12 protein-coding genes are annotated in these 13,577 nt (G+C 67.7%); 2 read left to right on the top strand and 10 right to left on the bottom strand.

Features of this window, described 5'->3' with window-relative positions:
* Window positions 1–72 precede the first annotated feature (72 nt).
* On the top strand, window positions 73–1,104 hold the full coding sequence (locus ACZYY4_RS14495) for an alpha/beta hydrolase (protein ID WP_463810693.1): 1,032 nt from the start codon (window positions 73–75) through the stop codon (window positions 1,102–1,104).
* On the opposite strand, the gene ACZYY4_RS14490 is transcribed toward ACZYY4_RS14495, so the two are convergent.
* From ACZYY4_RS14490 to ACZYY4_RS14460, 7 genes are all read right to left on the bottom strand, one after another.
* Window positions 1,101–1,688, bottom strand: a complete 588-nt coding sequence (locus tag ACZYY4_RS14490) for a TetR/AcrR family transcriptional regulator (protein WP_463810692.1) — start codon at window positions 1,686–1,688, stop codon at window positions 1,101–1,103. The two genes, ACZYY4_RS14495 and ACZYY4_RS14490, sit on opposite strands and share 4 nt — an antisense overlap.
* 2 nt (window positions 1,689–1,690) lie before the next feature.
* Entirely contained in the window at window positions 1,691–3,466 is a 1,776-nt protein-coding gene (locus tag ACZYY4_RS14485) for an N-acyl-D-amino-acid deacylase family protein (protein ID WP_463810691.1), read from the bottom strand.
* Between the two features lie 61 nt (window positions 3,467–3,527).
* Window positions 3,528–5,093, bottom strand: coding sequence for a bifunctional phosphoribosylaminoimidazolecarboxamide formyltransferase/IMP cyclohydrolase (gene purH / locus ACZYY4_RS14480; protein WP_463810690.1), 1,566 nt, complete (start codon window positions 5,091–5,093; stop codon window positions 3,528–3,530).
* A complete protein-coding gene (gene purN / locus ACZYY4_RS14475; RefSeq protein ID WP_463810689.1) occupies window positions 5,090–5,716 on the bottom strand; it encodes a phosphoribosylglycinamide formyltransferase in 627 nt (208 codons plus the stop codon). Before purN ends, purH begins: the two co-directional genes overlap by 4 nt.
* A gap of 35 nt (window positions 5,717–5,751) precedes the next feature.
* The gene (locus ACZYY4_RS14470; RefSeq protein WP_463810688.1) at window positions 5,752–6,201 is read right to left on the bottom strand and encodes a hypothetical protein; all 450 of its coding nucleotides are present in this window, start codon (window positions 6,199–6,201) and stop codon (window positions 5,752–5,754) included.
* A 90-nt stretch (window positions 6,202–6,291) separates the two neighbouring features.
* Complete coding sequence (locus ACZYY4_RS14465; RefSeq protein ID WP_463810840.1) at window positions 6,292–7,719, bottom strand: cell division protein PerM; 1,428 nt, start codon at window positions 7,717–7,719, stop codon at window positions 6,292–6,294.
* 45 nt (window positions 7,720–7,764) lie between these two features.
* A complete protein-coding gene (locus tag ACZYY4_RS14460) occupies window positions 7,765–8,670 on the bottom strand; it encodes a DUF5336 domain-containing protein (protein ID WP_463810687.1) in 906 nt (301 codons plus the stop codon).
* Between the two features lie 151 nt (window positions 8,671–8,821).
* On the opposite strand from ACZYY4_RS14460, the gene ACZYY4_RS14455 reads away from it, so the two are divergent.
* On the top strand, window positions 8,822–9,670 hold the full coding sequence (locus ACZYY4_RS14455; RefSeq protein ID WP_463810686.1) for an LLM class F420-dependent oxidoreductase: 849 nt from the start codon (window positions 8,822–8,824) through the stop codon (window positions 9,668–9,670).
* 21 nt (window positions 9,671–9,691) lie between these two features.
* Here the strand turns inward: ACZYY4_RS14455 and ACZYY4_RS14450 are convergent, their stop codons facing one another.
* From ACZYY4_RS14450 to sucC, 3 genes are all read right to left on the bottom strand, one after another.
* Entirely contained in the window at window positions 9,692–11,224 is a 1,533-nt protein-coding gene (locus ACZYY4_RS14450) for an acetyl-CoA acetyltransferase (RefSeq protein WP_463810685.1), read from the bottom strand.
* 87 nt (window positions 11,225–11,311) lie between these two features.
* On the bottom strand, window positions 11,312–12,214 hold the full coding sequence (gene sucD / locus ACZYY4_RS14445) for a succinate--CoA ligase subunit alpha (protein ID WP_463810684.1): 903 nt from the start codon (window positions 12,212–12,214) through the stop codon (window positions 11,312–11,314).
* A gap of 2 nt (window positions 12,215–12,216) precedes the next feature.
* Window positions 12,217–13,392 (bottom strand): ADP-forming succinate--CoA ligase subunit beta, encoded by a 1,176-nt coding sequence (gene sucC / locus ACZYY4_RS14440; RefSeq protein WP_463810683.1) that lies wholly within the window; start codon window positions 13,390–13,392, stop codon window positions 12,217–12,219.
* Window positions 13,393–13,577 lie beyond the last annotated feature (185 nt).

The raw sequence follows: 13,577 nt of genomic DNA, 5'->3' as shown, positions 1-13,577 counted from the left end.
TACGGCGGGCAGGGTAGTCCGTCACGACGTCCTGCTTCATTCGGCCCGCAGATACCCAGTACCCTGGGTACCGTGCTCTCACCCGAATGGCGTGATCGACCTGCTCAGACGTATTTCGGTCCGGCCTCCTGGCAGGCCCGACTGCTGGCCGTCATGGCGGCGATCTTCCTGCGCACATCGATCGCCGCGCTGACGGTCGTCGGCATGATCGTCAACCGGGTTTGGCCCGCTGGATTGCAGCGTGCGCGCCTCGACCTCATCGACCTACCGATGCGCTACATCCGGGCGCTGCCGGGCACCGAGGTGACACGGGAGCGCCTGACCGACTGTCCGGCGGAGTGGGTGGTGGCCCCCGGCGCTCGCGACTCGGACCGGGTGATCGTCTACTTCCACGGTTCAGCACTGGTGACGCTGGGCCTCAATTCGCACCGCCGATTCGCCAGCAAGCTTTCCGAGGTCACCGGCGCGAAGGTTTTCAATGTCGGTTACCGGTTGGCGCCGCGGGCCGGCTTCGAGGAGGCGATCGCCGACGGACTGTGCGCCTACCACCATGTGCTGGACGCCGGGTTCACCGCGGATCGCATTGTGCTGGCCGGCGATTCGGCCGGCGGGCTGATGGCAGTCAACACCGCGATCACGGCGCGCGACGCTGGGCTGCCGGCGCCCGCCGGTCAGGTGTTGATGTCGGCGCTGACGTCGTCGGACATGGAGATCAAACGGCAGGCCGCGCGTGCCCATCGCGACCCGTTCTTCCCGTTCATGGCTTTCATTTTCCTCTACCGGGTATTCGCCACCGTGAACGGCACCCGCGAGCTGCCGGTGATGCCCCCGGAAGCAGAGCTGCGCGGCCTGGGGCCGTTCCTGCTGCAGGTCGGCAACAACGAGATGCTCCGCAACGACACCTTCGTGCTGGCCGACAAACTCACCGCCGCCGGGGTGCCCAACTGGGTTCAGGTCTGGGACCGCGCATTACACATGTTCCAGCTCAGCTTCGACGTCAACCCCGACGCGCGCCGTGCGGTCGGTGAGATCGCCGACTTCGTCGGCTACGCGATGGCCGGCGGCGATGAAATCGCGGAACAGCACCCGACACTGGGCGCCTAGATCTGCCCATCCAATAACGTCAGCAGCAGCGGAATGCGGTTCGCCTCGATGTCCGGCTGCGGGAGCACGGCGCGCACGATCGCCGCACCGTCGAAGGTATTGGTCAGCAGCGCCACCAAGTTCGGAAAGAGTTCCGGCGGAAACGTGTCCGCGCCGGGCAGCACTCGGGCGGCCTCGCAGATCTTGGCACTGTATTCGGTGAGCACGTCGCCCAAGACCGCGCGCAGCTTGTCGTCGGTGCGCGCGGCGATCAGCAGCTCGTAGACCACCGCGTTGGTGGAGTTGGCGGTCAGGTCACGCAGCACCGTCAACACCGCCTCGAGCGCCGGCACCTCGGCCGGGATCTCGGCGACCTGCTTGCCGAACTGCTCCAGCTGACGGCGCAGCACCTCATGCGCGGTGGCGGCCATGAAGTCGCCCATGGTCTCGAAGTGCCGGAACAGGGCGCCGTCTGAGACCTTCGCACGCCGGGCAATGGTCTTGGCCGACGCGCGCGCGTAGCCGATCTCGGCGATGGTGGCGATGCTGGCGTCGAGTAATCCCGCGACAGTGGCCTCACGGCGTTCCTGCTGGGTGCGAGCCATGGTCAGGCCGGTTGCAGCTCACGGGATCCGGCGGGCAGGAAGCGGCCGGATCGCACCGTCGTGCCGTAGCCGTCGCGGAACTGCCCGTTGCGGAACACCACCGTGCCGCCCACCCCGGTCGCCACCACGGCATCGTCGTTGCGGTTGACCATGCGGCTCAGGTCGCCGTAGAACGGGACCTTCTCCTCGTGGTAGCTGTCCACCGAGTCGTCCAGGCCGGCCGGGTCGATCACCACGAAGTCCGCGCGGTCGCCGCGGCGCAGCGTGCCGGCGTCGATGCCGAACCAGTCGGCAACTTCGGCGGTCAGGCGATAGATGGCCCGCTGGGTGGTCAGGAACGGCTGACCCGCCATCTCGGCGTCGCGTACCCGTTTGAGCAGCCGCAGCGAGAAGTTGTAGAACGCCATGTTGCGCAGGTGCGCACCGGCGTCGGAGAACCCCATATGGATGGTGGGCTCGTCGGCCAGCTTGTCGAGGTACTTGGGCCGGTGGTTGCCAACGATGGTGGTCCAGCGGACATTACGTTCACCGTTGTCCACCAGGACGTCGAGGAACGCGTCCAGCGGGTGCAGCTTGCGTTCGTCGGCGATCTGCCCGAAACTCTTGCCGATCAGGCTCGCATCCGGGCATTCGACGATCACCGCGTCGTGAAAGTCGCGGTGCCACAAGGTGGGGCCCAACTTCTTGCGGTCGAAGGACTTCCGGAACCGGCGGCGGTACTCGGTGTCAGCCAGCAAGGTGTTGCGCTCCAACTGATCCCGCAGATGCAGCGCAGCGGTTCCGGCGCCGAACTCCTCGAATACCGGCAGATCGATTCCGTCGGAATACAGTTCGAACGGCACCGGCAGATGCTGGAACCGGACGCTAGCGCCGAACACGGCGTTGAGCAGCCGGGTGCCGGGACCCATGACCCGCACCGCACCGGGCGACGACTTGCCGTCGGCGGAGACCAGCAGGCTCATCCGAACCCCGCGCCGGCGACCGAACATCCCGCTGCTGGCCAGGAAGAAGTTCAACGCCGTCCACGGCTTAGCGACGTTGGGGGCGCTCTGCAGTATCCGGCCGCGCTTGCGCAGCACCTTGATCAGCCGGCGACGCTCCCGCCAGGTGGCGAACGTCGACGGCAGCGCCCGCGACCGGAACCGATCACCGTCGAGCTTGTCGATGGCCGCGTCCATCCCCGACATGCCCAGCAGCCCGGCCTCGAGGGCTTCGTCGAGCAGCGCGGCCATCTTCTCCAGCTCGGCGTCGGTCGGGACGACTCCATCGGTGGTGGCGCGATCCAGCCCGAGCACCGCGGTTCGCAGATCCGAATGTCCCAGCATGGAGCCGATGTTGGGCCCGAGCGGCAGCTCGTCGATGGCCCGCACGTACTCGGCCGGGGTCGACCAGGTCTTGCGGGACTGCAACGCATCCAGCACGAACTTGCGCGGCACCGCCTCCACCCGGCTGAACAGGTCGGCGGCGTCCTCGGTGTCGGCGTACACCGTCGACAGCGAACAGTTGCCCAGCAGCAGCGTGGTGACACCGTGGCGCACCGACTCTCGCAGACCCGGATCCAGCAGGATTTCGGCGTCGTAGTGGGTGTGCACGTCGATGAAGCCGGGCGCCACCCACTTGCCGGCCGCGTCGATCACGTCCGGACAGCCGGCCTCATCCAGGTCCCCCGACACGATGTCGGCGACGACGCCGTCGCGGATGCCCAGGGTACGGATCTGTGGCTTATTGCCCAGGCCGTCGAACCACAGGCCGTTGCGGATGATCAGGTCGTAGGTCACGACGTCTCCTAACTCCGGGAATGAGTTAGATAGTGAGCGCCTACAATCTTTTTGTCAAGACCTAGTGCGCGAAGTGCCGCGCCCCGGTCAGATACAGCGTGACCCCGGCCTCGGCGGCCGCCGCGGTCACCTCGTCGTCGCGCACCGAGCCGCCCGGGTGCACGATCGCCTTCACCCCGGCCGCGGTCAGCGTCTGCAGTCCGTCGGGAAAGGGGAAGAACGCGTCGGAGGCGGCCACCGCGCCGGCCACCCGCTCACCGCCGCGTTCCACCGCCAACCGGGCCGCGTCGACCCGGTTGACCTGGCCCATCCCGACGCCGATGGTGGCACCGTTCGCTGCGACCACGATCGCATTCGACTTGACCGCGCGGCAGGACCGCCAGGCGAAGACCAGATCGGCCAGCGTGGCGGGATCGGCCGCCGACCCGGTGGCCAGCGTCCAGTTCGCCGGGTTGTCACCCGGGGCGTCGAGGCCGTCGCGACCTTGCATCAGCAGTCCGCCGCTGACCTGACGCCACTCGACTCCACCCCGTATCGGTTCGGAGGCCATCAGCACTCGGATGTTCTTCTTGCGCGCCAGGATCTCGACGGCACCCGGCTCATAGGCCGGAGCGACGATAACCTCGGTGAAGATGGTGCTGACGAACTCCGCCATCTCCACACTGACTTCGGTATTGGCCGCGATCACTCCGCCGAACGCGCTCAACGGATCGCATTCGTGCGCCTTGCGGTGGGCATCTGCCACCGAAGTCGACGAGACCGCGATCCCGCACGGGTTGGCGTGCTTGATAATCGCCACGCAGGTCTGTTCGTGGTCGAAAGCCGCCCGCCAGGCAGCGTCCGCGTCGGTGAAGTTGTTGTAGGACATCTCTTTTCCGTGCAGCTGGTCGGCCTGAGCCAAGCCCGGCCACGCGCCGCCGTCGCAGTAGAGGGCGGCCTGCTGATGCGGGTTCTCGCCGTATCGCAGCTGCGCCGCCCGGCGATAGGTGCGCCCGAACCACTCCGGCATCGCCGGCCGCGGCTCTTCGGGAGCGCATGTCGACGACATCCAGCCGGCGACTGCGACGTCGTATTCGGCCGTCTGCCGGAATGCCAGTGACGCCAGGCGTTTCCGCTCGGGCAAGGTGAACCCGCCGGCGTTGACCGCGGCCAGCACACCGTCGTAGCCGAGCGGGTCGACCACCACCGCGACGCTGGGATAGTTCTTGGCGGCCGCCCGGATCATCGACGGTCCACCGATGTCTATCTGCTCGACGCATTCGTCGATGCCGGCGCCGGAGTCGACGGTCTCGCTGAACGGGTACAGGTTGACCACCACCAGCTCGAACGGAGCAATGTCCAGTTCGTCCAGCGCAGCAGCATGTTCGGGCTTGCGCAGGTCGGCCAGCAACCCGGCGTGCACCCGCGGGTGCAAGGTCTTGACCCGGCCGTCGAGCACCTCCGGGAAACCGGTCAGCTGCTCCACCGGGGTAACCGGAATCCCCTTGGCGGCAATCGTTTTCGCGGTGGATCCGGTGGAGACGATATCCACACCGGCGGCATGTAAGCCGGCGGCCAGATCGACCAGGCCGGTTTTGTCGTAGACGCTGATCAGCGCCCGACGAATCGGTCGCTTGCCGTCGGTCATCCTATGGTTGCCTTTCGTCCGGTCCAGGTCACGCCGCCGGTCGCCAGCGCGGCCAGCACGTCCACCAGGAGCCTGCGCTCCACTGTCTTGATGCGTTCATGCAGGGTGTCTTCGTTGTCGTCGTCGAGCACCGCGACCGGCTCCTGGGCCAGCACCGGGCCGGTATCGGTGCCGGCATCCACCAGATGCACGGTGCAGCCGGTGACTTTCACCCCGTAGGCCAGCGCCTCGGGCACCGCGTGTGCGCCCGGGAAGGCGGGTAACAACGCCGGGTGGGTGTTGACGGTGCGCCCCAGAAACCGGGTGAGAAAATGCGACCCCAGGATTTTCATGAATCCGGCCGAGACCACCAGATCCGGCGCGTGCACCTCGGTGGCCTCCGCCAGGGCGAGATCCCAGGCCGCCCGGTCGGGATAGTCGGCCATCCGCACGGTGAACACCGGCAGTCCGGCCTCCTTGGCGATCTGCACGGCCCGGCAGTCCCGGTCGGTACCGACGGCCACCACCCGCGCGGGATAGTCGTCCACCGCCGCGCCCAGCAGCGACTCGAGCAACGATCCGGTCCCCGACGCCAGCACCACCAGCCTGGCCGTCGCGCTGGCGGGTACGCGGATCGGCTGCACGAAGCAAGAGCCTACCGCGCTGAGCAGCGCGACAATCAGGCCTGCCGCTGCCCTTCGTCGCGGGCGATCCTGAGCGCGGCAGCCACACCGTCCGTCCATATCTCGACCTTGTCCCAGGTCACGTCGGGATGGCCGATCGGATGGATGCCCTTGCTGATCTTGTCGACCCGACGGGACGCTACGTCCTGGAAATCCCGATCGTCCAGTTCCGGGAATTCCTCGTACTCGCTGCAGAGCTCGGCGCCTTTCAGCCGTTCGTACAGCGCTTCCGCCAGGGGGGTGAACAGCCCGATCGACGTTGCCTCGTCGACCATCTGGAACCCGACCTCGACGCCGTCCACCCAGATCATCGCCATGATGTCCAGGATCGGCTCATGGCCGGGCGGCAGCACCAGCTGCGTCAGCTTCTCAACGCGCATGGTTGCCAGCCTGTGCAGATTCCGAACCCTGACGTTTTCACTGGCGAGGTCGGTGTCCACAGTCATGTCACTATGCGACCAGGACGGCGACGTGGATATAAGGGACCGAAGTCCTCAATTTCTCCGCGAGCGTGCAGCCCCTCGGGACAGTGGCCGTCAACCCCGGTCGATAGAGCCAGGCCGGTCGGACTCGTCGTCGTCGGTGAACATCAGGTCTTCGGGGTCTTCCCACGGTCCGGGGGGTTCGGTCGGTGGGTGCGGATCGCAGGGTCCCGGCTGCTCGGGTTCGGGCGTCCAGCTCAGCTCGCCGGCCCCCGTGACCTCGTCGGGTTCGAACAGCTCGTCGGGCTCGAAGAGCTCCGCGGGTTCTTGCGCGTCGACCACCTCGACGTGTGCCGGGACCGGTTCGGGCTCCGCGGACGGGGCGGGCGGCGTCATCGGGCGCGTCCCGACCGCACCCCGCGCGACCCCGCCGATCATCACGACCGTCAGCGCACCGATTGCGGCGAACCAGCAGAACACCGCGGGGCCGAAGGTGAGCTGATCCACCCCGACCTCGCCGAAATTGCCCAGCCGCCCGCCGCCGGCGAAGCCGAGCAGCGCCATCGCCAGTGCCGCGATGAAGGCGGCGGTCGCCACCTTGGCCAGCGCGGGGAGCAGGGGCAGCGGCCGGCGCGCGCACTGCTGTCCGACGGCAACCCCTGACGCTGCGCCAATGATCAGCAGCGCCACCCAGGCCGGGCCCAGCGGCGGAGTGGGCGCTGCGGCCAGGATCGGCAGCGCCGGGATGTCGCCGCCGAGCACGGTGAACGCGCTGAACAGCGCCGGGCCGATGTGCGCGCTCGAGCCGACCGTCACCGCTGTCGCGCCGACGAGGACGTTGGGTACGTACAGCACCGACAGCAGGGTGAGGCTGAGCTGGCCGAACAACGAATCGGTGATCGCGTACAGCTCGTGCATGGTCCCCCAGTGCAGGACCAGGGAGGCGACCGTCAGCGCGCCGGCCAGCCCGAACAGGGCCAGCATGCCGGTGATCGCGGCCCGCAGTGAGTCGCCGAGCCAATCCGGCAGCGGCGTCTCGGCCAGCACCCGCCGGCCCATCCGCAACCCCACTCCGATCGCCGCGCCGAGCGCATGGACCACGAACACGTGCGCGAAGGCGCTCAGGGCGTGCGGGGTCTGCAGTTCGGTGATGACCGACGCCGCGTCGTGGATGACCGCCAACGAGATCGCCGCGATCAACAGCGGGCCGCCCAGTGCCGATGCCACGATCCAGCGGACGACGAACCAGGATGCGGTCCCGGAAGTGGCCTGCGCGGTGGTCCGTGCGGTTCCGGCCACCATCAGCAGCACCGGCAGCAGCGGCAGCACGCCCAGCTCCCGGCCGTCGATCGAGATCGGCACCTGATGCACGCCCAGCCACATGCTGGCGATGGCACCGGATGCCCCGGTCATGTCGCTGTTGGCGATCAGCAACTGCAGCAGCGTCACCGCTGCGATGACCGTCAACGCCACGACGGACGGGCCGAACGCGACCCGCACCAGGTCGCGAGTCGGGTTCGAGCCTGGTTTACCGCCGACCACCGGTGTCACGCTGCGGGCACGTTCAACTCGGCGCGCGGGTGCGAGTTAGGGCTGCGCCGGCCCCGACGGGGCGGAGCCGCCCTGCGACTGCTGGTCGCCGGTCGAGCTCTGGCCCTGACCGGATCCGCCCTGGCCACTCGTCGAGGAATTGCCCGAACCGCCGGCCGGCGGGGGGCTGAAGCTGGGGAATCCGGTCGGCGGCGTGGGCGGGCCCTGCGGCGCCGACTGCGCTTGCTGCTGTGGACCGGTGTTGAACCCGCCCGCCGAAGAGGAGGACGGGGCCGACTGGGCGCCGAAGCCTCCGCTGGACGGCGCGGACGGGTAGCCGCCGTAGGACGGGTATCCGGACTGCTGCGGACCCTGGTGTCCGTAACCCTGCTGACCCTGCTGACCCGGCTGACCGTAGTAGTTGCCACCAGGCGGCAGCCCGTACTGCGCGTAGGGGTCGTACTTGGGACGCGGAGTCGGGGCGGTGACGACTCCGGACTCCAGCAGCAGCGCCCCGACCGCGGCGGCGGCCTGCAGGATGCTGAAGGTCAACACCAGCCACAAGCCCCAGCCGATCGTGTAGCTGTCGCCGGAATCGGCGATGGTCGAAATCGCCAGCAGTGCCCCCAGCGAGGAGACTACGGCGACCACGGCGGTGTAGAGCTTCGCCTTGGGCAGCAGGCCCACCGCGGCCAGCAGTGCTGCCAGCAACGCCAGCGGAACCGTGTGGCCGGCATCGCCGAGGATCAGCGGGTACTCGCCGTCGGTGACGGTCACGATCGGACCGAAGTTCGCCAGATAAACACCGAAGCCCAGCACCACCACCGCGATCTGCAGGTACAGCGGCAACTTGCTCTCGACATCTGCCGACTTCGCGAACGACGGCGTCGAGGAAGTCGGGGGTCCGTAGGAGCCTGGCGGTTGGGCAGGTTGGTAGCCGGGGTTCCCGGACGAGTAGGTCATGACCTCTCCTGTGCTTGTGAGCCGGTGGGCGGTGCGGCGCGGGTTCGATCATCCACGCTAGCGCACTTGCGGCTGCACCCGGTGGGTCAACACCGCGCCGTAGGGGGACCCCCGTTTGCCCGCCGAACAGGAACACGTTCTAATCACGGATATGGATTACGGGCTTGTGTTGTTCACCAGTGACCGTGGTATCGACCCGGCAGCAGCGGCCAGACTCGCCGATGAGCACGGCTTCACCACGTTCTATGTGCCCGAGCACACCCATATTCCGGTCAAGCGCCAAGCCGCGCATCCGACCACCGGGGATGAGTCACTGCCCGACGACCGGTATATGCGCACGCTCGACCCCTGGGTGAGCCTGGGGGCGGCATGTGCGGTGACCTCACGGGTCCGCCTGTCGACGGCGGTGGCGCTGCCGGTCGAGCATGATCCGATCACGCTGGCGAAATCGATCGCCACGCTCGATCACCTCTCCGGTGGGCGGGTCAGCCTGGGGGTCGGCTTCGGCTGGAACACCGACGAGCTGGCCGATCACGGTGTGCCGCCGGGGCGGCGGCGCACGATGCTGCGGGAGTATCTGGAGGCGATGCGCGCGTTGTGGACCCAGGAGGAAGCATCCTTCGAGGGGGAGTTCGTCAACTTCGGTCCCAGTTGGGCCTGGCCCAAGCCGGTGCAGTCGCACATTCCGGTGCTGGTGGGTGCGGCCGGCACCGAGAAGAACTTCAAGTGGATCGCCCGCAGCGCTGATGGCTGGATCACCACGCCGCGCGACTTCGACATCGAGGAACCGGTGAAGCTGCTGCAAGACACCTGGGCGAGCGCCGGACGCGACGGGGCGCCGCAGATCGTAGCGCTGGATTTCAAGCCGGTGCCCGAGAAGCTGGCGCGCTGGGCCGAGATCGGTGTCACCGAGACGTTGTTCGGGTTGCCCGACAAGCCCGAAGCCGAAGTCGCCGCCTACGTGGAACGGCTGGCCGGCAAACTGGGGCTCAGCGCGTAGCGGGCACGCTCGCGGGGGTTCTTACGACAGCGAGCAGCGGTTGCCGTAGTCCAGGGCACGCACCGTGATGGGCGTTCCCAGCGGCTCGCCGTCGGACAGCAGCGCCACCAGATCCTCGTCCTCGCTGGTGGCCAGGAACCGGCTGCCGTCGGCGTCGAGCCGGCCGATGATGATCCCGGTCCGGGTCTCCCAGTCGTAGCGGACGCTGTAGGTCTCGATCGTGGCGGGGCCCTCGGCGCTCTCGATGACGACAACGCTTGCGCCGCCGTCGATCTCAGCCTGGCCTTCGGCGCTGCGATCCGGTGTCCACGGCGCCGGGACAGCCGAATACACCCCGGCCGAATACTTGCTCATCATGCCGCCGTTGGCGCCGACGAACGCGAATTGCCCTGGGGCACTTCGGGCCGCCGCGACGGCCTCGGCGATGGCGTGCATCGAGTAGTTGTTGCCGGCGCCTCCGAAGAACGGCAGTCCGCCGGTCAGGGTCAGGCCGCGCGGGTCGTCGGCGGCCAGGCCGAAGGCGTCGCAGATGTTGAACACCGGCACCGGGAAGCAGCTGTAGAGATCCATGGCCGCGACGTCGTCGAAGCCGATCCCGGCCATCGCGAGCGCGGTGGTGGTGGCCGCCACGGCAGCCGGATAGGCGCCCAGGTCGGGGCGCTCCAGCAGGCGCGGCGAGCGCATGTCGGCGTGCCCGTGCAGATACACCCAGCGGTCTTCCGGGACACCCAGGCGCCGGGCGGCCTCCACCGACATCAGCAGTGCCGCGGCCCCCTGATTGACCTGGTCGCGCGCCACCAGTAGCCGCGGGTAGGGGTCGGAGATCATCCGGTTGGTGGTGCTGATGGTGGTCAGCTCATCGACCGACCGTTCCACCGGCGAAGCCGAGAACGGGTTCTTCGCGGCGATCTTGGACATCGGGGCGAACAGCTCCCCCATGGCCTGCAGGTAGTCAGCCGGGCTCAGGCCCAGCCGGGCGCGGCGGGCATTCTCCAGCAGGCCGTACTGCACCGGCGCACCGGTGAGCCCGTGGATGACGGTGTAGTGCTCGACGAACTCCTCGAGACCGAAACCCCGGTCTTCGAGTTGGCCGTCGATGGTCTCGCTGAAATCCGGCTTGTCGTCAGCCTTGGCGAAATGGCGCAGTGTCGAGGTCGCATCCGATCCGCACAACAGCACCACGTCGGCGGTGCCGGCCACGATCTCGCCGGCGAACTCGCTGAGCAGCTTCTGCGGCCCTTGACCGCCCACCTTGTCCAGCACTGCCCGAGCCGGGTCCGCGCTGATCAGACGTGCCACTGAGCGCGGGAAGTTGTTCGATTTACCGAGTGGCGCAGGTGCTTTCGGAATTGAATTCTCGAACGCCCGGGTGGCCACCACCGCGTCGATGGCTTGCGCGACCTGGATGGGGTCGGCACCCGAATCGACCAGTGCGGCCTGCGCGGCGGCGGCGGCCAACTCCACCGGCGACATGGCGCGGTAGTCGGTGTCGTCGATGCGTTCGGCGGCCTGCCCGACGCCGACGACGACGGGTGTGCGCGGATCGATGCTCATGTGCTCACCTTCCTAGCGCGAGCAGACGCAGAATCGCAGTCCTGGAATTGTCCGGGTGCGATTCTGCGTCTGCTCGGCAGTGAACTGCTACAGGCTTTCGAGGATCTGCCGAGCCAGCGCCGCGGTTGCCGACGGGGTCTTGCCGACCTTCACGCCGGCGGCCTCCAAGGCCTCCTGCTTGGCGGCCGCGGTACCCGAGGAACCGGACACGATCGCGCCGGCGTGACCCATGGTCTTGCCCTCCGGAGCGGTGAACCCGGCCACGTAGCCGACGACCGGCTTGGTGACGTTGGCCTTGATGTAGTCGGCGGCCCGCTCCTCGGCGTCGCCGCCGATCTCACCGATCATCACGATGACCTTGGTGTCGGGGTCCTTCTCGAACGCCTCGATGGCGTCGATATGGGTGGTGCCGATCACCGGGTCGCCGCCGATACCGATCGCGGAGGAGAAGCCGAAGTCCCGCAGCTCGAACATCATCTGGTAGGTCAGCGTGCCGGACTTCGACACCAGGCCGATCGGGCCGGCGCCGCTGATGTTGGCCGGGGTGATCCCGACCAGGCACTCGCCGGGAGTGATGATGCCGGGGCAGTTCGGCCCGATGATCCGGGTCTTGTTGCCCTTATCGGAGTTGTAGGCCCACGCGTAGGCGCTGTCCTGCACCGGGATCCCCTCGGTGATGACCACCAGCAGCGGGATCTCGGCGTCGATGGCCTCGATCATCGCGTCCTTGGAGAACTTCGGCGGGACGAACGCGATGGACACGTCGGCGCCGGTCTTCTCCATGGCCTCGGCCACGCCACCGAACACCGGCAGCTTGACCATCTGGCCGCCCTTGTTCTCGTGCGTGACCGTGGTGCCGGCCTTGCGGGCGTTCACCCCGCCGACGATCTGGGTGCCGGCCCGCAGCATCCGGGCGGTGTGGATGGTGGCCTCGCTACCCGTGATGCCCTGGACGATGACCTTGCTGTCCTTGTTGACGAAGATCGACATGCTTAAGCGTCCTTTCCGGCGTGGGCGAGCTCGGCGGCCTTGTCGGCGGCCTCGTCCATGGTTCCGACGACGGTTACCAGCGGGTGGTTGGCATCGGCCAGGATCTGCCGGCCCTCTTCGACGTTGTTGCCGTCGAGCCGGACCACCAGTGGCTTGGTCGCGGCGTCGCCGAGGATCTTCAGCGCCGACACAATGCCGTTGGCCACCGCGTCGCAGGAGGTGATGCCGCCGAACACGTTGACGAAGACGCTCTTGACCTGCTTGTCGCCCAGGATGACGTCCAAACCGGCGGCCATCACCTCTGCGGAGGCGCCGCCGCCGATGTCGAGGAAGTTGGCCGGCTTCACGCCGCCGTGCTTCTCACCGGCGTAGGCGGTGACGTCCAGCGTCGACATGACCAGGCCGGCGCCGTTGCCGATGATGCCGACCTCGCCGTCGAGCTTGACGTAGTTGAGGTCGTGCTGCTTGGCCTTGAGCTCCAGCGGATCGGTGGCGTCGATGTCGGCGAACTCGGCGTGACCGGGCTGACGGAACTCGGCGTTGCCGTCGAGGGTGACCTTGCCGTCGAGTGCCAGGATCTGGTCGTCGGGGGTGCGCACCAATGGGTTGACCTCGACCAGGGTCGCATCCTCGGCGACGAAGACCTCCCACAGCTTCTGGATGGTCACGGCGGCAGCGTCGAGCACCTCGGCGGGCAAGTGGCCCTGTTCGGCGATGGAACGGGCGAACGCCAGGTCGACACCCTTGACCGCGTCGACGGGCACTTTGGCCAGCCGCTCCGGCTTGGTGGCGGCGACCTCTTCGATCTCCATGCCGCCCTCGACCGAGCACATGGCCAGGTAGGTGCGGTTGGACCGGTCGAGCAGGAAGGAGATGTAGTACTCCTCGGCGATGTCGCTCGCCTCGGCCACCAGCAGCTTCTTGACGACGTGGCCCTTGATGTCCAGGCCGAGAATGTCCTGCGCGTGGGTGAAGGCGTCTTCCGGGGTGGCGGCGTACTTCACGCCACCGGCCTTGCCGCGGCCACCCACCTTGACCTGGGCCTTGACCATGACCGGCCGACCGATTTCGGTGGCGATGGCTTTGGCGTCCTCGGCGGAGGTGGTTACTCGGCCGGGCGTGGTGGGCACGCTGTGCTTGGCGAACAGTTCCTTCGCCTGATACTCGAATAGATCCATGGGCTCACTGTCTTATATGGGTGCCGGCGCGCCGGCGGTGTCGGATTGCGGAGTTTTCACCCCGGAGGCACTGTATCGACCCCGCGGCGACGTTCCGAACCCCGCTACCATCGCTGTGGCAGATCTCACCGCCGGAATTAACGTGATTCGTTTCACATTCACGGCAAGATTCGACCGATAGCTTG

The organism is Mycobacterium sp. IDUB_21, from assembly GCF_055419425.1.
The sequence above is the reverse complement of the archived record's forward strand: the minus strand, read 5'-3'. Positions and strand labels throughout refer to the sequence as shown.

Coding starts and splice junctions, on each gene's coding strand:
- sucC (WP_463810683.1), bottom strand. CDS start 13,392: ATGGATCTATTCGAGTATCAGGCGAAGGAACTGTTCGCCAAGCACAGC.
- ACZYY4_RS14470 (WP_463810688.1), bottom strand. CDS start 6,201: ATGACTGTGGACACCGACCTCGCCAGTGAAAACGTCAGGGTTCGGAAT.
- ACZYY4_RS14490 (WP_463810692.1), bottom strand. CDS start 1,688: ATGGCTCGCACCCAGCAGGAACGCCGTGAGGCCACTGTCGCGGGATTA.
- sucD (WP_463810684.1), bottom strand. CDS start 12,214: ATGTCGATCTTCGTCAACAAGGACAGCAAGGTCATCGTCCAGGGCATC.
- purH (WP_463810690.1), bottom strand. CDS start 5,093: ATGACCGACGGCAAGCGACCGATTCGTCGGGCGCTGATCAGCGTCTAC.
- ACZYY4_RS14455 (WP_463810686.1), top strand. CDS start 8,822: ATGGATTACGGGCTTGTGTTGTTCACCAGTGACCGTGGTATCGACCCG.
- ACZYY4_RS14460 (WP_463810687.1), bottom strand. CDS start 8,670: ATGACCTACTCGTCCGGGAACCCCGGCTACCAACCTGCCCAACCGCCA.
- ACZYY4_RS14450 (WP_463810685.1), bottom strand. CDS start 11,224: ATGAGCATCGATCCGCGCACACCCGTCGTCGTCGGCGTCGGGCAGGCC.